The sequence below is a fragment of the Lysobacter sp. TAB13 genome (assembly GCF_052113885.1).
In the GTDB taxonomy this organism is placed as follows: domain Bacteria; phylum Pseudomonadota; class Gammaproteobacteria; order Xanthomonadales; family Xanthomonadaceae; genus Lysobacter; species Lysobacter gummosus.
Genome location: NZ_JBFRDR010000003.1, coordinates 231,238 through 250,067, shown reverse-complemented (window position 1 = coordinate 250,067; position 18,830 = coordinate 231,238). Strand labels below are relative to the sequence as shown.

Below are 18,830 nucleotides of genomic sequence, written 5' to 3'. Positions count from 1 at the left end.
CCGGTTGCGATCGGCGGCGATCAGCCGGCGCCGGTTCCGGTCGCGACCTGGGTCGCGCGCCGGGCCGGGCGCATGGATCAGGGGCTCGGGCCGCTCTGCGCGTCTTTGGCATCGCGCGCGTCGTACGCGGTGACGATGCGCGCGACCAGCGGATGGCGGACCACGTCCTTCGCCTCGAAAAAGGTGAAGCTGATTCCGTTGACCTCGCGCAGCACGTCCAGCGCGTCGCGCAGGCCGGACTTTACGTGCTTGGGCAAGTCGATCTGGGTGAGATCGCCGGTGACCACCGCCGTGCTGCCGTAACCGATGCGGGTCAGGAACATCTTCATCTGTTCGATGGTGGTGTTCTGTGCTTCGTCCAGGATCACGTAGGCGTCGTTGAGGGTGCGGCCGCGCATGTAGGCGAGCGGCGCGATCTCGATGACGTTCTTCTCCAGCAGCTTGACGACCTTCTCGACGCCGAGCATTTCGTACAGCGCGTCGTACAGCGGACGCAGGTACGGATCGACCTTCTGGCTGAGATCGCCGGGCAGGAACCCGAGCTTTTCGCCGGCTTCGACCGCGGGGCGCACCAGGATCAGGCGCTGCACGCGCGATTCGTTCAGGGCCTCGACCGCGCTGGCGACAGCCAGGAAGGTCTTGCCGGTACCGGCCGGGCCGATGCCGAAATTGATGTCGTGGGTGGCGATCGCGTGCAGGTACTTGGCCTGATTGGCGCCGCGGCCGCGGATGGTGCCGCGCTTGACCCGGATCGCCACTTCCTGCGGCTCGATCTCTTCCAGCACCGCCTGTTCGGCGCCGGTTTCGGTCAGGGCCAGATGGATCGCGTTTTCGTTCAAGGTTTCCTCGCCCGCGTCCTTCCACAGGCGGCGCAACAGCTTCTCGGCCTGGCCGACCGCGGTGATCGGGCCGACGATGCGGAAGATGTTGCCGCGATTGGCGATTTCCACGCCCAGGCGCAGTTCGATCATGCGCAGGTGGCCGTCGAAGGGGCCGCTGAGGTTGGCCAGACGTTCGCTGTCGGCCGGGTCTAGAGTGAATTCGGAGGCGGTTCGGGCGGGCATGGGGAAAGCGTAAGCAGATTCGCACGCACAATGCGTGCTGGGGCGTCACAGCTTGCGCCTGTCGGGGCGTTTTCGCAAAGCGTGGCGGTGCGGCGCGGCGCCGTTCGGGGCTGAGGTCGCGGCCATGGCGAATCGTTGCCTTGCCGTCATCGGCAGCGCGAACCGAGGCGCCGTCAAATCGTCTTCACATGCCGGCGTGCGCGACGCCGGTGTTTACCCGCGCGGCGGCCCTTCGCGCAGCGTGCGCCAGACCCGCAGCGCGCCCATCAAGGTCAGCAGCAGCGAACCGATCAGCCACAGCAAGGTGATGGCGTCGGCATCGAAGGCGCCGTGGCGGGTCGCGCGCATCCACGAGCGCAGCAGACCCAACAGACCCAACCCCAGGAACCAGAAGCCGATCGCGCCGCGCGACAGCAGGCTCGATTGCAGGGGCTGCGGCGGGGCGTCGGATTGCGATGCGCCCGGGCCCGCTCGATCCACCCCGGCCTCATCCGATCGCGGTCGGCCTGTCTCCATTCCTTCCGGTCGGGGCGTCACCGCGCCGGGTTGGCCCGCTCTGGGCGGATCGGTTCGGGCCGCATCGCTTGAATCGCGCTCATCGGACATGTCTTGCCTCCATGGACAGCACTCACGGACGTGCAGATCGCCACAGCGGCCGGCCTGCCAGCAAGAGGCCGATCGTCGCGGTCGCCAATCCGCCCAGCACATCCCAGGCGTAGTGCTGCCCGGTGCTGACGACGCTGGGCGCCAGCGCCGCGAGCGCGATCCACGCCACCGCCCGCATCGACGGATATTGCGCGGCGAAGCCCATGGCCGCCACCACCGGAATGGTGATGTGGCCCGACGGAAAACAATTGTTCACCCCGTCCAGGGCGTACAGGCAGCGCCAGGCAGCCTCGGTCAACGCATCCAGGCCCTGCGGCAGCGGCGGGCGCACGATTCGTGTCGGCCACAGCAGCCAGATCGTCGCGTTCAAGCCGATGGCGATCGCGTAAGCGCGTATGGTCGCGCGCAGCAGGTGGCGCTCGCCGATCGCCAGCGTCAGCGCCGGCCCCGCCAGCAGCAACAGCCAGTATGGCCAGATGGTCCAGGCCTGCCAGCCCAGCCAGTCGTCCACGACGCTGCGCGGCAACAACTGCGGTTCGCGCGGCGGAAAGGCGTTGATGCCCAGGTACAGCGCGCCGTTGATCGCCATCGCGATCAGCACGATGGTGATACGTCGCGACAGCGCGACGGTATCGGCGCTGGTGCCGGCGTTGGTGCGAGTGCGGGCATCTGCGGCGAGCATCTGCGGTAACGGGTCCGGCGGCGATTGATCGGGTCAGCATGGGCGATGCGAGCAGGGCGGCGCCAGTGTCGTCGCGCTTGCCCGCGCATCCTCATAGCCATTCGCTGTTGGGGGAGGGCCCTCAGGCCCGATGCTCTTCGCTCCGCTCGCGCGGAAGCTTCATCGCTGCTGAGAGGAAAGCATCGGGCCTGATAGGCCCTCCCACAAAATCCAAGGCGCACCCACAAAGCCATTCACGGTCGCCACGATCCCCGATGCTTCGCAGCACCCAGCGGCACCAAGCCAAGTCTCGCCGTCTTGTTCGACAGGGCTCTTGCTCTTGTGGGAGGGCCTTCAGGCCCGATGCTCTTCGCTACGCTCGCGTGGAAGCTTCATCGCTGCTGAGAGGAAAGCATCGGGCCTGAAAGGCCCTCCCACAAAAATCAAGGCCCTTGCATAACGATCTTCACGGTCGCCGCGGTCCCCGGCGCTTCGCAGTGCTTCTTGGCCTCAATCCACACCCAGTTGCCTTGCCCCACCTCAACGCACCTCCCCAATCCAGACTCACACCCGGCCCCATATCGGCAAACGCGCCCCGCTGGCTCATACTGCCGCCGCACATGGATACCCAATCGCAGGACATGCCGTCGTCGGATGCGTTGAACGCGGGCGCGAGCGGCCACAGACGCGGGCAGCGCGCCGGGCCGGATCTCGACTGGCGCGTGCGCATCGCCGGGCTCGGCCGTTATCTGCCGCAGCGCCGCGTCGCCAGCGCCGAAATCGAACAGCGTGCCGGTCTGTCGCCAGGCTGGGCCCTGCAAAACAGCGGCGTCGCCTTCCGCCATTGGGCCGAGCCCGAGCACGAACGCGCCAGTTGGATGGGCGCGCAAGCGGCGATGCAGGCCTGCGAGCAAGCCGGTATCGAACCGTCGATGCTGGATCTGATCGTGAACGCTTCAGGCTCGGCCGAGCGCGCGATTCCCGACGGCGGCCCGCTGCTGCAACGCGAGCTCGGCCTGGGCCGTTCCGGCATTCCGGCCTTGTCGGTGCATGCGACCTGCCTGAGCTTCGTCGCCGCGCTGGAACTGGCGGCCGAGCGCATCCACCACGGCCGCATCGAACGCGCGTTGATCGTCAGCAGCGAAATCGCCTCGGTAGGGCTGGATTTCGACAGCCCCGAGGTCTGCACCCTGTTCGGCGACGGCGCCGCCGCGGCGGTACTGGAACGCGCGCCGGCCGACAGCGCCAGCCGCATCCATCGCATCGCCTGGCGCACGATGGGCGAGGGCGTGGAGATCACCACCTTGCGCGGCGGCGGCAGTTGGCGCCCGCCGCTCGGGCCGCTGACCACGCCGGCCGACGCGCTGTTTTCGATGCAGGGACAGGCCGCCTTGCGCAGCGGTATCCGGCTGGTGCCGTACGTGATGCGCAGCCTCGGGTTGGACGATCGCAACGCCCGCCGCGCCTTGCGCTGGGTCGCGCCGCATCAGGCCAGCCGCGCCGCGCTGGATGTGATCGAGCAGATTGGCTTCGAGCAGGCGCGGATGGTGCGCACGCTGGAATACACCGGTAATTGCATCGCCGCGTCGATTCCGCTGGCGCTGGAGCGGGGCGTGCGCGAGGGTACGATCCGCCGCGGCGAGCCCGGGGTGCTGCTCGGTACCGGCGCGGGGTTGTCCGGCGTTGGTTTGACCATGACTTACTGACGCGCGGGAGCGGATCGGGCCGATGATTGCGACTACAGCAGTGAAGTGCGCGGCTGGCAGTGTGTCGTGGCTTGCCATGAAGTCTCTTGCCGTTGCGGCTTTAAGCACGGTTCGCTTCGGTCGCAACGCAATGGATTGGCGTGGCACCGCTTCGGTTGTCGGGGCTGAAGCCCCTCCCACAAAAGACTTCGGTGCTGTCGCCAGGGCGTTTGCGGCTACGGTTTCACGCCCGGTTCGCTTCGGTCGCAACGCAACGGATTGGCGCGGCACCGCTTCGGTTGTCGAGGCCGAAGCCCCTCCCACAAAAGACTTCGGTGCTGTCTCGGGACGTGCGCCATGACCACGCAGCGCATCGTCATCACCGGCGCCACCGGGTTTCTCGGTGGAGCGCTCGCGCGGCATCTGCTGGCTACGCGGCCGTGGACGCAGGTCGTCGGGCTGGGCCGCGATCTCGAACGCGGCCGTGCGCTGCAGGCGCAAGGTGTCGAATTCCAGGCGCTGGACCTGACCGACGAAGGTGCCGTGCACCGCGTCCTGCGCGGCGCCGACATCGTCGTGCACGCGGCCGCGCTGTCTAGTCCGTGGGGCCGGCGCGAAGCGTTCGTCGATGCCAATGTGCGCGCCACCGATCACGTGATCGCGGCCTGCATCGCGCGCCAGGTGCGGCGGCTGGTGCATATCTCCACGCCCGGCATCTATCACGACGGCGCGCCGCATCGCGGCATCGTCGAAGACCATCCGCTGCCGGCGCGCGCGGTCAACGACTATGCCGCGACCAAGCTCATCGCCGAGCGGCGCGTGTTCGAACGCTGCGCGGCCGGCGGCGTGTCGGCGCTGGCGCTGCGGCCGCGGGCGATTTTCGGTCCCGGCGATACCGCGATCCTGCCGCGCCTGGCGCAAGCGCTGCGCAGCGGACGTCTGCGCCGCATCGGCGCGGACGACTGCATGGTCGATCTGAGTTACGTCGATAATGTGGTCGATGCGATCGTGCTGGCGATGGACGCCTCGTGGCGCTTGAACGGCCGCGTCTACAACATCAGCAACGGCGAGCCGGTGAATATCTGGAGCGTGATCGACCGGCTTGCCGACGCGCTGTCGTTGCCGCGTCCGGACAAGCGCATACCTAAGCCTCTCGCGCTGGCAATGGCCAGCACGGTGGAAGCGTTCTACCGGCGATTCAAGCCCGATAGCGAGCCGCCGCTGCTGCGTTATGGCGTCGAATTGCTGAGCGTGGACATGACCCTGGACATCACGCGCGCGCGCGATGAACTGGGTTATCGTCCTCGCGTGAACATGGACGAAGCCCTCGACAGGACCTTGAGCGAACTGGCGCGCGTGGAGGCGCGACGGTGAGCGGCGAAGTCGCGCTGACCCTGGCCGCGTCCGGGCACAGTTGCGCCGATCCGCGCCATCTGGGGTTCGCCGCCGGCCCGCATATGCATTTCCCCGCCGGTTGGGCTTTGATCGAGCATCCGGTGCAGGGCCCGATCCTGTTCGATTGCGGCTACGGGCCGGATGCGCGCGCGGCGATGCGCAGCGGCGTGCGCTGGATTTATCGTCGCGCCATCCACGCATGTTCCACGCCGCATACCGACGCCGCGCAGTTGCTGCACCGGCGCGGTCTGAGCCGCGACGACGTGCGCCTGCTGGTGATCAGCCATTTTCACCCCGATCACATCGGCGGGCTCGGCCAGTTTCCGCGCGCGCGGTTCGTCGCCCATGCGCAGGCCTGGCGGCAGGTCGCCGAGTCGAATTGGTTCGGGCTGCTGCACGCGCAGATCTGGAAGGAACTGTTGCCGGCCGATTTCGCCGAGCGCCTGCAATTGCTCGACGACGACGGCCGGCGCGCGCTCGACGGCGATCTGGCGACGCTGGGCGAGGGCTGGGATCTGCTCGGCGACGGCAGCCTGCACGCGGTTGCGTTGCCGGGCCATGCGCGCGGCCAGATCGGTCTGGCGCTGCGTACGCGCACCGGCGAGCGAGTGGTGCTGGCGGCCGATGCGTTCTGGCGGCGCGAGCAGCTCGATCGCGATCAACCCTTGCCGTGGCTGACCCAGCGCGTGGTGATGGACGATGCCGCGGCTTATCGCGAGACCTTGCGGCGCCTGACCCGGTTTCGCGATACGCATCCCGGGGCCTGGGTGATTCCTTCGCATTGCGCCGACACCTTGGCGGCGTGGCGGGATCGGCATCCGCAATCGGTGTTGGATGAGGTGCCGCAGGCGGCGGTGTCGGTGGGGTGATGGAAGGCTTGCGGACGATTGGCCGCGGGCCGGGCTCAAGCGACGCTTATTGATTCGTCGCTCGCCTCCGAGCGGTGCCACCTCAGTGAGTTGCCCGCCCCGCCTTGGGCGGCGTTCGTTCGTATTGTCCGCAGCATCTCAGCTGCCGAATCGGCGTGATTCAACCCGCGCTACCGGTCCGGGCGGGAGAGGGCCCGATGCCAAACCCCGGCCATCAACTCACCCCTGGCCCGACCCGTCCCACCCCAGCCAGAACGACCGCCCGTCGGCCCGCCCTTGCGATCTAATTAATCATTGAATTAAATATGAGTCATGGACACGCCCACCCCCGCCAAACGCGGTCGGCCGCATAAGACCTCGGCGCCCAAGCGCGCCCCGGGCCGCCCGGCCGCAGCCGACAATCCCGACCTGCGCGCGCGCCTGCTGGACGCCGCCATCGCCTGTTACGCCCGCCAGGGCATCGCCGCGACCTCGCTGCGCGCCATCGCCGCCGAGGCCGGGGTCAATCCGGCGCTGCTGCATTACTACTTCGGCGACAAGGAGCAGCTGCAGGAAGCGGTCAGCAATGAACGCCTGATTCCGGTGCTCATGAGCCTGCGCGACGGGCTGATGGGCGAGGGCAAGGATGTGTTCGATCTGATCGGCGGCTTCGTCGCCGGGATCGGCCGCATCGTCGCCGCGCATCCCTGGCTGCCGTCGCTGTGGGTGCGCGAGGTGCTGTGCGAAGGCGGCGCGCTGCGCGAGAGCGTGCTGTTCCAGAAGATCGGCCCGGTGCTGCCGCAGATGATGGCAAAGCGCTTCGCACAGGCCCAGGCCGAGGGCCGCATCAACCCGGAGCTGGACCCGCGCCTGCTGATGGTCAGCCTGATCGGCCTGACCTTGTTCCCGGCCGCGAGCGCGCCGATCTGGCGTTTCATGTTCGATGCCGAGGATCTCGATCTGGATACGCAGCGCCGCCACGCGCTGGCGTTGCTCGACCGGGGGTTGATGCCATGAAGCGCGAGGACGACGAGATGACCGCGATGAATGCTGGCGGCGTTTGTGGGGGTGGCACCTTTTGTGGGAGGGGCTTCAGCCCCGACGCTTTTCTGCCGGATCGCAGTGTTGGATCGAACAGCATCGGGGCTGAAGCCCCTCCCACAAAAGACTTCGGGGCTTCATCGCGAACCGGTTATCGCGCCTCAGTGAAGTTCGCGGGATTGAGCATGCTCCTGCTCGCCCTGTTGACCGCCTGCGGCAAAGACAAACCGCAGGCGCTGGGCACCCTGGAATGGGACCGCGTCACCTTGCCGGCGCCGACCGCGGAAAAAGTCGTGCGCATCGATGTGCGCGAAGGCCAGCGCGTCAAGGCCGGCACCCGCGTGTTGCAACTCGAACTCGACCGCACCCGCTCGCAACTGAGCGCCGCGCAGGCGCAGGCGCGTCAGTCCGCCGATGCATTGGCCGAACTCGAAGCCGGCCCGCGCAGCGAAACTATCGCCCAGGCGCGCGCCAATCTCGCCGCCGCGCAGGCGCAACAGCGCGATGCGGCGGCGTACTACGCCCGCGTGCAGCCGCTGGGCAAACGCCAGTTGATCGCCGCTTCCGAAGTCGATCGCGCCCGCGCCGCCGCCGGCAACGCGCAGGCCCAGGTCGGCGCCGCGCAGGCGGCATTGCTGGAACTCGAACACGGCACCCGCCGCGAGCAGATCGCACAAGGCCAGGCCGCGCTCGCCGCCGCGCAGGCGCAGGCGCAAGTGCAGCAGGTGACATTCGCCAAGCTGGACGTGATCGCGCCGCGCGACGGCGTGATCGACAGCCTGCCGTACAAACTCGGCGATCAGGCGCCGGTGGGTTCGCCGCTGGCGGTGATGCTGGTCGGCGAACATCCCTATGCGCGCGTGTATGTGCCCGAGCCGATGCGCCAGGACGTGCACGTCGGCCGCGCCGCGCGGGTCTATATCGAAGGGCGCGAACAGGCCTGGACCGGCCGCGTGCGCATGATCCGCAGCGAACCCAGCTTCACTCCGTACTACGCGCTGACCGGCGAAGACGCCGCGCGCCTGAGCTATCTGGCTGAAGTCGAACTGACCGACGCCAAGGCCACCGATTTGCCGGCCGGTCTGCCGGTGCGGGTCGAGTTCGCGCCATGAGCCGCGACCGGCCTGTCGATCCCAACGCCGCGGCGCAATCGCCGTCACCGGCCGATGCCGGCAGCGAGCAACCGGCGATCAAGGCGCGCGGCATGAGCAAGCACTTCGGCGCCTTGCGCGCGGTCGATCGGGTCGATCTGACCGTGCCGCGCGCCTGCGTGTACGGCTTCCTGGGGCCCAACGGCTCGGGCAAGTCGACCACCATCCGCATGCTGTGCGGCCTGCTCACGCCGACCGAGGGCGAGATCGAAGTGCTCGGCCTGAAGATCCCGCAGCAGGCCGAAGCGCTGCGTCGGCGCATCGGCTACATGACGCAGAAGTTCTCGCTGTTCGAAGACCTGACTGTGCGCGAGAACCTGGAATTCCTCGCCGCCGTGCAGGAGATTCCGAAGGCGCGGGCGCGCGAACGTATCGATCAGTTGATCGAGCAATACCACTTCGGCGATCGCCAGAAACAACTGGCCGGCACCATGAGCGGCGGCCAGAAACAGCGTCTGGCCCTGGCTGGCGCGGTCATCCACGGGCCGGAGCTGTTGTTCCTGGACGAACCCACCAGTGCGGTCGATCCCGAATCGCGGCGCGACTTCTGGGAAAAACTGTTCGAACTCGCCGACGGCGGCACTACCTTGCTGGTGTCCACGCATTACATGGACGAAGCCGAACGTTGCCACCGTCTGGCGATTCTCGACCGCGGCGTGCTGGTCGCCGACGGCACCCCGGCCGAACTCACCGATGCGCTGGCCGGGCGTTCGGTCGAAGTGTTGGCCGCGCAGCCGCGCAAGGCCCAGCGCGTGCTGGTCGCGCTCGACGGCGTGCTCAGCGTCGCCCAGATCGGCAACAGCCTGCGCGTGCTGCTGGCCGATGCCGATACCGCCGAGTCGAATATCCTCGCCGCCCTGCGCGAGGCCGGCCTCGATGCCGAAGTGAACAAGGCCAAGCCCAATCTGGAAGACGTATTCGTATCGGCCACGCGCGGCCGCGACGCGCCCGCGCCGGCCGCGGAGGCCGCGGCATGAGACTGCGACGCTTATGGGCCATCGTGCTCAAGGAAGTGCGGCAGTTGCGCCGCGACCGCATCACTCTGGCGATGATCGTGATGATCCCGGTCGGCCAACTGGTGCTGTTCGGCTATGCCATCAACCTCAACCCGCGCGGGCTGACCGCGGCCATCGCCGATCAATCCGGCACCGCCGCTTCGCGCGCGCTGATCATGGACATGGTCGCCACCGGCGTGATCAAGCCGGTCGCCGATGCCGACACGCCGCAGCAACTGGTCGAGATGCTGCGTCGCGGAGAAATCAGCGTCGGCGTGAACCTGCCGCCGGATTTCGAGCGCCGTCGCGTCGACGGCCGCGAAGTCGCGCAGGTGATGGTCGACGGCAGCGACACCGTGGTGCAGAGCGCGGCCGCGCAATTGGCGCAGTTGCCGATCGACAGCTCGGTGACGGCGCCGCGCAAGACCGCGCCGATCAGCGTAGTCGCGTTCTACAACCCGCAGCGGCGCTCGCCGGTGAACATCGTGCCCGGCCTGATCGGCGTGATCCTGACCATGACGATGGTGATGTTCACATCAATCGCGATCGTGCGCGAACGCGAGCGCGGCAACATGGAACTGCTGATCACTACGCCGGTCAGCAGCTCCGAGCTGATGATCGGCAAGGTGCTGCCGTATGCGTTGATCGGACTGCTGCAGACCACCGTAGTGCTGCTGCTCGGCGTGTGGCTGTTCGCGGTGCCGATCAAGGGCAGCGTGCTGGATGTCTACACCGCCGCGGTGCTGTTGATCCTGGCCAATCTGGCCCTGGGCCTGATGATTTCGACCAAGGCCGCCTCGCAGTTCCAGGCCATGCAGATGACGGTGTTCATCCTGCTGCCGTCGATCCTGCTGTCGGGCTTCATGTTCCCTTACGCCGGCATGCCGGTGGCGGCGCAGTGGTTGGCGGAAGTGCTGCCGATGACCCATTTCCTGCGGCTGATCCGCGGCGTGATGCTGCGCGGCGCCAGTCTGTGGGAGCTGTGGCGCGACGTCGCGTATCTGGTCGGCTTCATCGCGGTGATGATGACTCTGGCGGTGGCCAGGTTCACCAAGCGCCTGGATTGATCCGGCGGCGGCGGGGCGAGCACTTGCACGCCCCGCTGCTTTCTCGCACATTCGCGGCTGCGACGGCTTCGGGGAAACGCGATGCGGATGCTGCGGTATGTCCTGCCGGTTCTGCTCTTCAGCGCCAGTACGGCCGCGCCGGCCGCGCCCGTCACCGTCCTCACCGCCGCGCGCATCCACACCATGGACCCTGCGCAGCCGCGCGCCGAGGCCATGGCCTACGACGACGGCGGCAAGATTCTCGCGGTAGGCGGCAAACAGGAATTGCTGCGGCGTTATCCGCGCGCACAGCGGCTGGACGTGGGCGCGGCCACCGTCGTGCCCGGCCTGATCGATTCGCACGCGCACGTGTTCGAACTGGGATTCAACCGGATCCGCGCCGACCTCACCGGCACCCGCAGCAAGGCCGAAGCGCTGCAGCGGCTGCGCGAGTTCGCCGCGCATCTGCAAGCCGGACAGTGGCTGCTGGGCTACGGCTGGGACCAGAACGACTGGCTCGATCCGCGCTTTCCGAGCGCCGACGATCTCGACGCCGAATTCAGCGATCGCCCGGTATGGCTGCAGCGCATCGACGGCCACGCCGGCTGGGCCAACAGCGCCGCGATGAACGCGATCGGCCGCGACCTGTCCGGCGACTGGCAGCCCGACGGCGGCCGCATCCTGCGCGACAACCACGGCAAGCCCACCGGCATCTTCATCGACGACGCCATGCTGTTGCTGGAGAAGGCGCGTCCGCCCCTGGACGCGGCCGCCACCGAACGCGCGCTGACCCTGGGCATGCAGGCCGCCGTCGCCGAAGGCCTCACCGGCGTGCACGACGCGCGGGTCAACATGTCCGTGCTGCGCGCCTATCAGCGCCTGGCCGATCGCAAGCAACTGCCGCTGCGCATCACCGCCTTCGCCGACGGCGATGACGACGTGCTCGAACTGCTGTGCCGCGAAGGCCTGTACCAGCATCCCTCGGGCCGCCTGAAACTGCGCACGGTCAAACTCTATGCCGACGGCGCGCTCGGCAGCCGCGGCGCGGCGATGCTGGAGGATTACAGCGACGATCACGGCAACCGTGGCCTGCTGCGTATGTCGCCCGATGCGATGCGCACGGCAATAGCCAAAGCCAAGCGTTGCGGCGTGCAGGTCGCGACCCACGCCATCGGCGATCGCGGCAATCGCCAGGTGCTGGACCTGTACGAACAAGCGCTCGGCGCCGACGCCCAGCGCAGCGATCACCGCTGGCGGATCGAACATGCACAGATCATCGCCGCGCAAGACCTGCCGCGCCTGGGATCGATGCACGTCATCGCCGCGATGCAACCCACCCACGCCACCAGCGACATGCCCTGGGCCGAGCAGCGCATCGGCCCCGCCCGCATCAATGGCGCCTACGCCTGGCGGCAACTGCGCGACAGCGGCGCGCGCCTGGCATTGGGTTCGGACTTCCCGGTCGAATCGGTAGACCCGCGCCTGGGCCTGTACGCCGCGGTCACCCGCGCCGACGCCGACGGCAAGCCGCTCGGCGGCTGGCATCCGGAGGAAAAACTCACCGCGTTCGAAGCCCTGCGCGGATTCACGCTCGATGCGGCGTATGCGGGGTTCGCTGAAGGCGAGGTGGGGAGTTTGGCGGTGGGCAAGCGCGCGGATTTCGTTGTGTTCAAGCAGGACCTGTTTGCGGTGGAGGCTCGACAGCTTAAGCAACTTGTCTTGTTGGCGACGTATGTCGATGGACGATCAGTCTGGACCGGACACGTTAGCCAGTAAATTGAGCAACAACGCTATTTGGCACAATAAATGCTTAAAACGCTGGCGAATAATCAAATCAGCGTGCGAGCATTCGTTGCGTGGCCAACTCTTGAACAATGACATGGACGTAGTAATGGCAGGGGTGTTTGTCGGTATGCCATTGGCCGCGTAAGGTTCTGGCGGGTTCTGAGCGTGCAGCGGCATTTTAATGGTGCCAATTGCGTGTCGAGAATTTTCGGTTGTGTTTAATTGGTTGTCTTGGACGTTCTATGATTAAGTATGGATTGCTTGCTGTAACTGCTTTTGTTGCAATCGGAATCGAGGGGTTTTCCGGCGCAGCCCACGCCCAAGCGACTAGCTATTATCGGGCGCCTTACCAGCACAATAGCTATGGCGACAATGGGCCTCATCCATCGATTCCGGCGACCGTTACAGCGTGGTGGAATGATTGGAAAATTCATTGGCCTGCCGATGTTTCGTGTGGCTATTCCTTCAAGCTCCTGGACCCAAAGACGAACGGCGGAGCGGTCGTCAGCATGTCTCCCGGCGCGCCTTGTAGCGGCACGGCATATGGGTATGCGACGGGATATACCTACGATCCCGACAAAAACCTTGGTCCAAGCACATGTTCTGCGCCAGGGACCCATTGCGGCAATCCGATCAACGTCGCGATCGGCAATAAATATCAGCGGGAAGACGATATCGGGCCGGTAGCCGGTCTTTCCTTTTCGCGTCATTACAACAGTCATGCCGCGACCCCTGAGCGGCACATAGGCCGTCAGTGGACGCATAGCTATGATTACCGCCTGAACTACATGGTCGACTCGATCGGTACCAAGGCGGTAGCGATGGTGCGGCCTGACGGAAATGGAGTTGCATTCAGCTACATCGCCGGGCAATGGCGCGCGGACGCAGATGTATATGCGAGTCTGATCCAGCATAACGATGTGTCCGGGACATTGACGGGCTGGACGTACGTTCCGCGAGATGGGCGCGAGACGGAGCAGTACGACAAGATCGGGCGCTTGGTGCGCATCATCCGCGCCGACGGCAGTGGGTTGTTCTTCACCTACGCAAACGGCTCACCTATATCGAATACCGAGGCCGATTTTCTGCTCTCGCGAGTTGAAAGCCAGGACGGGCGCGGCCTGAATTTTCAATACGACTCCAGCTTGCGAGTCAGCAAGGTGTTCGATCCTAGGGGCAGCGAGTACCAATACGGTTACGACAGTCTTGGGCGATTGGCTTCCATTACATACCCAGGTGGTTCCCAGCGGCTCTATCACTACAATGAGTCAACGTACACTAACGGTGCGAACTTGCCGAATGGTTTGACTGGCATCACCCGCGAGGACGGTGGGCGCTATGCGACATTCACTTATCAGGCCGACGGGCGCGCGCTTTCCAGTGAGCATGCGGGAGGGGTTGACAAGTTCACGGCTCAGTACGGCAGCGGTAGCACCACGGTAACCACTCCCAATGGCAGCACTCAGGTCAGATCCTTCACCACTATTTATGGCGTGAAGAAGGCTTCTTCTGTGTCCGAGCAGTGCCAGGGGTGCGTTAGCCGTATAGTCAATTACACCTTCGATGCCAACGGTTACCTTGACACTAAGACCGACTCTTTGGGGGTGGTGACGGACTACGACTACAGCCCGCGCGGGCTGCCGGAGCGCATCGTCGAAGCGAAGAATTCCGCATCTGCCAAGCGAACGGTGGAGACGGATTGGGATCCAACCTGGGCAGTGCCGAAGGAGCGTAGGATCTATGGCGTATCCGGGAGCCTGATGACCAGGACAAGTTGGACTTACAACGCACGTGGGCAGGAGTTGACGACGTCTGACATCGATCCTGCAACCGGTTCAGTTCGCGCGGTGACGAAAGCCTATTGCGAGCAGGCTCAGGTGGATGCCGCTGCTTGCCCGAGAGTCGGATTACTGGCTTCCGTGGACGGTCCGCGAACCGATGTCTCCGATGTAACAACCTATGTGTACCGCTCTGGTGATGCGGTCGAATGCGCGTCTACTCCCTGGGGTTGCCCTTATCGAAGGGGCGACTTATGGAAAGTAATAGACGCCGGTGGCATGGTCGATGAAGTATTGAGTTATGACGGCGCGGGGCGGGTCTTGTCGTCGAGAGATGCCAATGGCGTTGTCGCCGAACGCGAATACAACGCGCAGGGCTGGTTAACCGCTGTCAAGGTGCGCGGGAGTGATGCTGGGGCTGAAACCGACGATCTGATCACCCGCATCGATTACTTCCCCACCGGCCTGGTCAAGCAAGTGACGTTGCCGGACGGCAATTTCACCACCTACGCCTATGACGCCGCACAACGTCTGACCGGCATCACCGATCGATCCGGCGCCACGATCCAGTACGCCCTCGATCTGGCCGGCAACCGCAAGGCCGAGGATTTCAAGAACGCCGCCGGGACCGTCTACAAGTCGGTGTCTCGCGTCTTCAACGCCCTGGGTCAGTTGCAGACCCACAAGGATGGGTTAAACAACACTACCGGCTACACCTACGACGCCGAAGACCATCCCGATACGACCACCGATGCGCTCGGGCGGGTCAGCGACAACGACTACGATCCGCTCGGTCGGCTGGTGCGGACCTTGCAGGACGTCGGCGTCGGACGCATCAACGCGGAGACCAAGGTCGAGTACGACGCGCTTGATCAAGTCACCAAGGTCATCGACCCCAAGGGACTGCAGACGGTCTATGCCCGCAACAACCTGGGCGAGCTGACCCAACTGACCAGTCCGGACACCGGCGTCACGGCCTATACCTACGATTCGGCGGGTAACGTCAAAACCCGCACCGACGCACGCAATGTCACGGTGACCTACAGCTATGACGCGCTGGGCCGGATGACCCAGCAGGCCTATCCCACCGCAGTGCTGGGTACGAGCTACACCTACGACACGGTCGCCTCCGGTTGCCCGGCTGGTGAGACCTTCTCCAATGGCCGATTGAGCCAGACCAGCGGCACCGGCGGTGTGTTCCGTTATTGCTATGACCGCTTCGGCCGCATGGTCCGCAAGATCGTGCAGACCACCGGCCCGCTGCTGACCCTGCGATATGCCTACACGCCGACCGGTGCACTGCAAGCAGTGACGTACCCGGACGGCACGGTCGCCGACTATGTGCGCGGCACCCACGGCCAGATCACCCAGATAGGCGTGACCCGTCCGGGCAGCACGCGCGAGATCCTGCTTACTGCCGTGGGCTATGCGCCTTATGGCCCCTCGGCCGGCTGGGTCTACGGCAACAACCGGCCGATGACCCGCAACATCGATCGCAACTACGTGGTTGCCCGGGTGGCCGGTGCATCCGCGGACGGCTTGTCCTTGCACCTCACGCGCGACGCCGTCGGCAACGTGAGCCGCTTGAGCAACGAAAACCAGACCACGATCCTGGCGCGTTACCAATACGACCGGCTCAACCGCCTGACCCAAACCCAGGACGGCCCGACCGGCACGCCGCTGGAGACCTACGCCTACGACGCCACCGGCAACCGCACCAGCGTGCAGAGCGGCGCGGCGGGCCCGCAAACCTACGTCTATCCGACCGACAGCCACCGCCTGCAGAGCGTGGCCGGCATCGCCCGCACTTACGACGCCACGGGCAACACCACCAGCATCGGCGGCACCGCGCAGCAACTGGTCTACAACGACCTAGGTCGCCTGAGCCAGTACAAGGTCGATGGTGTCGCCAAGATGTACTACGCCTACAACGGCGAAGGTCAGCAGGTACGCCGCTATAGCAGCACCAGCATTCTCCACTCGATCTACGCCGAGGACGGCCGTTGGTTGGGCGAGTACGGCGACACCGGCGTGGCGAATCAGCAAGTCATCTGGCTGGACGATCTGCCGGTGGGCGTCATCAGCGGGATCGGCAGCGCGCAGAAGCTGTTCTATATCGAACCCGACCACCTAGGCAGCCCGCGCGTGGTGATCGATCCGGGCCGCAATGCTGCCGTTTGGAAGTGGGACTTGAAGGGCGAAGCGTTCGGGAACAGCCAGCCGAATCAGGATCCGGATTTGGACGGCGCCAAGTTCGTGTTAGACATGCGTTTCCCGGGACAGCGGTACGATGCGGCGAGTGGTTTGAACTACAACTACTTCCGGGATTACGAGGCGGCTACGGGGCGGTATGGGCAGAGTGATCCGATTGGGTTGTTTGGAGGCGTAAATACATATTCTTATGGTCGATCCAGTCCAGCGACGAGAATCGACCCCGCTGGCTTAAAAGATTATTCTGTTTGCGAAACGAAGAAGTTGTTAGATGTTGCCAGGATCGGAGCGGTCACAGGCTCTATCCTCAAACGAACAAATGCCATGCTTTCTAATCATTCCGAGTTTGGATTTCATGGGCCGGATATTGGATATTTGGATATAAAAACTAGATTCAGTAATGCTGATACATTTAACTACGGCGGCCAAAAGATGAGTAACGCTCAGTTTGGAAACTACATTGCGGGATATGCGGGTTACTATTATGAAGGCGCATATGGATTGGCTGCCATGATGTGGGGCGGCGTGCTCTATGACTTTAAAGACAATCCGATTTCAAAATTTCAATTTGATCTGGATAGCAGGGAAGACATCGCAAACGGAGCCCGCCGGGCAAGAAATGAAATTGAAAATGGGCTTTCTACATGTGGGTGTGGCCAAAATCCGCCATGACTAGCTTAATTATTGCAATATTAATTTTATCTGTCCTGACCTTTGTTGGTGTGCGCTCAAGGGTTCATGGGACTAGGTGCGTTATAGTAATCGCGATTTTTGCCTTTATAATTTTCGAGTTGGCATTTGGGGGCGGGAGTTTACGCGCCCTCGCGGACATTGCCAGGGCTGAAGGTCGCACATTTGAATATGTTGAGGGGCTGGCCAGGATGAATAAGGAAATGATGCCGGTTAAGATTGTTGTTTTATTTTCATCTCTTGCAATTCTCATTGTCGGAATCGCAGGCGGGAAGCGATAGCGCGATTTGTCCAAACAATTGCCGCCCGGCGCTTTCCGGTAAGTCATGCCCAGGACGCTAGCAAGTGATATGCCTGGCGCGATAGATCCTTCGGTCCGGGCAAACTACGGTGTTGAGCTGCTTGGACACGAAATCACAGATTCAATGCAGTTCCGAATATTTGGTGCTTCAAATTTTTATGACGCATGCTTTTCAGGCTGGTTAACGAATGGACAGGGCTCCTTCGGTATTGATTTTTGAAAAGGCGGCTGCTCACCGGATACCGCCACCGATGCTCTTGGTCGCGTCACGGATCGCAACTACGATCCGCTCAAGCGTCTGATTAGTGACCTGCACGATGCGAACGAGTTGGCGTCGGAGATCAGGTTGAAAGATGAGTGCGAAGCCGCTGGATATTCACGAGGTCAGGAGCTTGCGCGGATCAGGCTCTCGAACTATTGAATTCAATGTATACGGGGCATGCTGAAATGCGCAGTCTTTATGATTTGCCGGTCGTCATGCTTGATAACGCCAGTCAAGAAGGGTGCCCTAACTGGTTCAATTCTGCCCGGGAATGGATTTATGGACCGCCAGATAAATAAGCAGGGCTTTACATATCGTGCGATGCTGGCAGTTGGTTCGACTTGGTTGATGCTGGCATTTCAAGGGCTGGCAATGCGAGCTTTAGGAAGAGTTGATCTGGAATTGCTTGTGACAATATGCGTGGTTACATCTGTCGCTTCGCTTATTGCTGGATTGTTGTCGGCAGCTTTAATTCGAAATAATTTTCTGGCAATGGTTGTGGTTAGTCAACTAATCGCAACCGCGCTGGTTGGGTTTGTTGCAAGGCTTTAGGGCTGCTTGAAGTAATCAGGATTTTCTGTCAATAATTTTCGGAAGCGATCTGGCTGCAATTGATGTCTTCCTGCGAAGTGTCAGGAATTTTATTTTTCATCATAACCAATTGTGTATTGACCACAGATCGTCGCCAACACGACGGCGGTCGATGGGTTTCAAGGCTGGCGTGCAGAAGTAAGCGGGCGCTCGATTTGCCCAGCCATAAGCGGAACACTCGGGCCAAAGCACGGCGGCGCGATTGTTTGTGCTTACGAACAGGCGTCGTGACTGGGGCGGTGGGAGCGATGGTGTGGGCGATGCCCACTAGTTCGTGGTGGGATGCCTGGAGATGTAAATAAGCATCGACGGGTAGCAGGACGTTGTTCGCGAATACAGCGGTCGGCGTTTTGCGAGACATGGTGGTTCTCCTTTTCATAGACCTTTGGCCCGCGTTGCGTGAAATCGCAGGCGAGGAGTCGGGAGATTAAGAGCCGCAAGTAGATGGTAGGCGTATTTCCCTTGCGGGTATTGTATTAGCCGCCCTCCCGACGCAAAGAAACGCCGAACTTACGCCCCAAATTACAGGTGCAAAAACCACCGGATTTTCGGAGGTGGTGCCGCTACCTGAGGAGTTCTTACGCTCCGTGGCGAAGGTTGCCGCTTCGATATTGAGGCGCCAATACGATAAAAGCCAAAAGCGAACTGAATGTTGGCGTCTGCATTTAATGTGTGCCGCTTACGTAAGGATGCGTCCGCATCGATCTGGTGTTAATTCGG

Annotated in this window: 14 protein-coding genes and 2 pseudogenes; 10 read left to right on the top strand and 6 right to left on the bottom strand. The window is 63.6% G+C overall.

Translation table 11 applies throughout. The annotated features are described in order from the left end of the window. Nucleotides 1–77: 77 nt before the first annotated feature. The 5 genes and pseudogenes from AB4Y92_RS05825 to AB4Y92_RS05805 form a co-directional block, all read right to left on the bottom strand. Entirely contained in the window at nucleotides 78–1,064 is a 987-nt protein-coding gene (locus AB4Y92_RS05825; RefSeq protein WP_441818765.1) for a PhoH family protein, read from the bottom strand. Between the two features lie 213 nt (nucleotides 1,065–1,277). Beyond that, entirely contained in the window at nucleotides 1,278–1,544 is a 267-nt protein-coding gene (locus AB4Y92_RS05820; protein WP_441818764.1) for a hypothetical protein, read from the bottom strand. 148 nt (nucleotides 1,545–1,692) lie between these two features. After that, nucleotides 1,693–2,352 carry a phosphatase PAP2 family protein gene (locus AB4Y92_RS05815; RefSeq protein WP_441818763.1) on the bottom strand — a complete coding sequence of 220 codons (660 nt, stop codon included), beginning with the start codon at nucleotides 2,350–2,352 and terminating at the stop codon, nucleotides 1,693–1,695. Between the two features lie 33 nt (nucleotides 2,353–2,385). After that, a pseudogene (locus tag AB4Y92_RS05810) lies at nucleotides 2,386–2,502 on the bottom strand (hypothetical protein); the annotation flags it as partial. 83 nt (nucleotides 2,503–2,585) lie between these two features. Next, a pseudogene (locus tag AB4Y92_RS05805) lies at nucleotides 2,586–2,714 on the bottom strand (DUF6053 domain-containing protein); the annotation flags it as partial. Nucleotides 2,715–2,951: 237 nt separating this feature from the next. On the opposite strand from AB4Y92_RS05805, the gene AB4Y92_RS05800 reads away from it, so the two are divergent. The 10 genes from AB4Y92_RS05800 (at nucleotide 2,952) to AB4Y92_RS05755 (ending at nucleotide 18,071) form a co-directional block, all read left to right on the top strand. Then, nucleotides 2,952–4,037, top strand: coding sequence for a 3-oxoacyl-[acyl-carrier-protein] synthase III C-terminal domain-containing protein (locus AB4Y92_RS05800; RefSeq protein WP_441818762.1), 1,086 nt, complete (start codon nucleotides 2,952–2,954; stop codon nucleotides 4,035–4,037). Nucleotides 4,038–4,373: 336 nt separating this feature from the next. Then, nucleotides 4,374–5,390 (top strand): NAD-dependent epimerase/dehydratase family protein, encoded by a 1,017-nt coding sequence (locus AB4Y92_RS05795; protein ID WP_441818761.1) that lies wholly within the window; start codon nucleotides 4,374–4,376, stop codon nucleotides 5,388–5,390. Then, on the top strand, nucleotides 5,387–6,280 hold the full coding sequence (locus tag AB4Y92_RS05790; RefSeq protein WP_441818760.1) for an MBL fold metallo-hydrolase: 894 nt from the start codon (nucleotides 5,387–5,389) through the stop codon (nucleotides 6,278–6,280). Before AB4Y92_RS05795 ends, AB4Y92_RS05790 begins: the two co-directional genes overlap by 4 nt. A 312-nt stretch (nucleotides 6,281–6,592) precedes the next feature. Beyond that, nucleotides 6,593–7,276 (top strand): TetR/AcrR family transcriptional regulator, encoded by a 684-nt coding sequence (locus AB4Y92_RS05785; protein WP_441818759.1) that lies wholly within the window; start codon nucleotides 6,593–6,595, stop codon nucleotides 7,274–7,276. 209 nt (nucleotides 7,277–7,485) lie between these two features. Continuing rightward, the gene (locus AB4Y92_RS05780) at nucleotides 7,486–8,412 is read left to right on the top strand and encodes an HlyD family secretion protein (protein WP_441818758.1); all 927 of its coding nucleotides are present in this window, start codon (nucleotides 7,486–7,488) and stop codon (nucleotides 8,410–8,412) included. A gap of 92 nt (nucleotides 8,413–8,504) precedes the next feature. Next, nucleotides 8,505–9,428, top strand: a complete 924-nt coding sequence (locus AB4Y92_RS05775) for an ATP-binding cassette domain-containing protein (RefSeq protein WP_441818826.1) — start codon at nucleotides 8,505–8,507, stop codon at nucleotides 9,426–9,428. Beyond that, nucleotides 9,425–10,513, top strand: coding sequence for an ABC transporter permease (locus tag AB4Y92_RS05770; protein ID WP_441818757.1), 1,089 nt, complete (start codon nucleotides 9,425–9,427; stop codon nucleotides 10,511–10,513). The genes AB4Y92_RS05775 and AB4Y92_RS05770 overlap by 4 nt, the downstream gene beginning before the upstream one ends. A gap of 87 nt (nucleotides 10,514–10,600) precedes the next feature. After that, on the top strand, nucleotides 10,601–12,268 hold the full coding sequence (locus tag AB4Y92_RS05765; protein WP_441818756.1) for an amidohydrolase: 1,668 nt from the start codon (nucleotides 10,601–10,603) through the stop codon (nucleotides 12,266–12,268). Between the two features lie 251 nt (nucleotides 12,269–12,519). After that, the gene (locus AB4Y92_RS05760; protein ID WP_441818755.1) at nucleotides 12,520–16,938 is read left to right on the top strand and encodes an RHS repeat-associated core domain-containing protein; all 4,419 of its coding nucleotides are present in this window, start codon (nucleotides 12,520–12,522) and stop codon (nucleotides 16,936–16,938) included. Nucleotides 16,939–17,798: 860 nt separating this feature from the next. Next, nucleotides 17,799–18,071, top strand: coding sequence for a hypothetical protein (locus tag AB4Y92_RS05755; RefSeq protein WP_441818754.1), 273 nt, complete (start codon nucleotides 17,799–17,801; stop codon nucleotides 18,069–18,071). Nucleotides 18,072–18,099: 28 nt separating this feature from the next. Here AB4Y92_RS05755 and AB4Y92_RS05750 read toward each other — a convergent pair whose 3' ends face one another. Continuing rightward, on the bottom strand, nucleotides 18,100–18,471 hold the full coding sequence (locus AB4Y92_RS05750) for a hypothetical protein (RefSeq protein WP_441818753.1): 372 nt from the start codon (nucleotides 18,469–18,471) through the stop codon (nucleotides 18,100–18,102). Between the last annotated feature and the right edge of the window lie 359 nt (nucleotides 18,472–18,830).

Excerpts from the sequence above, each read along its gene's own strand:
- AB4Y92_RS05770 (WP_441818757.1), top strand. The coding sequence starts at position 9,425 with ATGAGACTGCGACGCTTATGGGCCATCGTGCTCAAGGAAGTGCGGCAG.
- AB4Y92_RS05785 (WP_441818759.1), top strand. The coding sequence starts at position 6,593 with ATGGACACGCCCACCCCCGCCAAACGCGGTCGGCCGCATAAGACCTCG.
- AB4Y92_RS05815 (WP_441818763.1), bottom strand. The coding sequence starts at position 2,352 with ATGCTCGCCGCAGATGCCCGCACTCGCACCAACGCCGGCACCAGCGCC.
- AB4Y92_RS05765 (WP_441818756.1), top strand. The coding sequence starts at position 10,601 with ATGCTGCGGTATGTCCTGCCGGTTCTGCTCTTCAGCGCCAGTACGGCC.
- AB4Y92_RS05750 (WP_441818753.1), bottom strand. The coding sequence starts at position 18,471 with ATGTCTCGCAAAACGCCGACCGCTGTATTCGCGAACAACGTCCTGCTA.
- AB4Y92_RS05760 (WP_441818755.1), top strand. The coding sequence starts at position 12,520 with ATGATTAAGTATGGATTGCTTGCTGTAACTGCTTTTGTTGCAATCGGA.
- AB4Y92_RS05825 (WP_441818765.1), bottom strand. The coding sequence starts at position 1,064 with ATGCCCGCCCGAACCGCCTCCGAATTCACTCTAGACCCGGCCGACAGC.
- AB4Y92_RS05755 (WP_441818754.1), top strand. The coding sequence starts at position 17,799 with ATGGACCGCCAGATAAATAAGCAGGGCTTTACATATCGTGCGATGCTG.
- AB4Y92_RS05800 (WP_441818762.1), top strand. The coding sequence starts at position 2,952 with ATGGATACCCAATCGCAGGACATGCCGTCGTCGGATGCGTTGAACGCG.
- AB4Y92_RS05775 (WP_441818826.1), top strand. The coding sequence starts at position 8,505 with ATGAGCAAGCACTTCGGCGCCTTGCGCGCGGTCGATCGGGTCGATCTG.
- AB4Y92_RS05780 (WP_441818758.1), top strand. The coding sequence starts at position 7,486 with ATGCTCCTGCTCGCCCTGTTGACCGCCTGCGGCAAAGACAAACCGCAG.
- AB4Y92_RS05795 (WP_441818761.1), top strand. The coding sequence starts at position 4,374 with ATGACCACGCAGCGCATCGTCATCACCGGCGCCACCGGGTTTCTCGGT.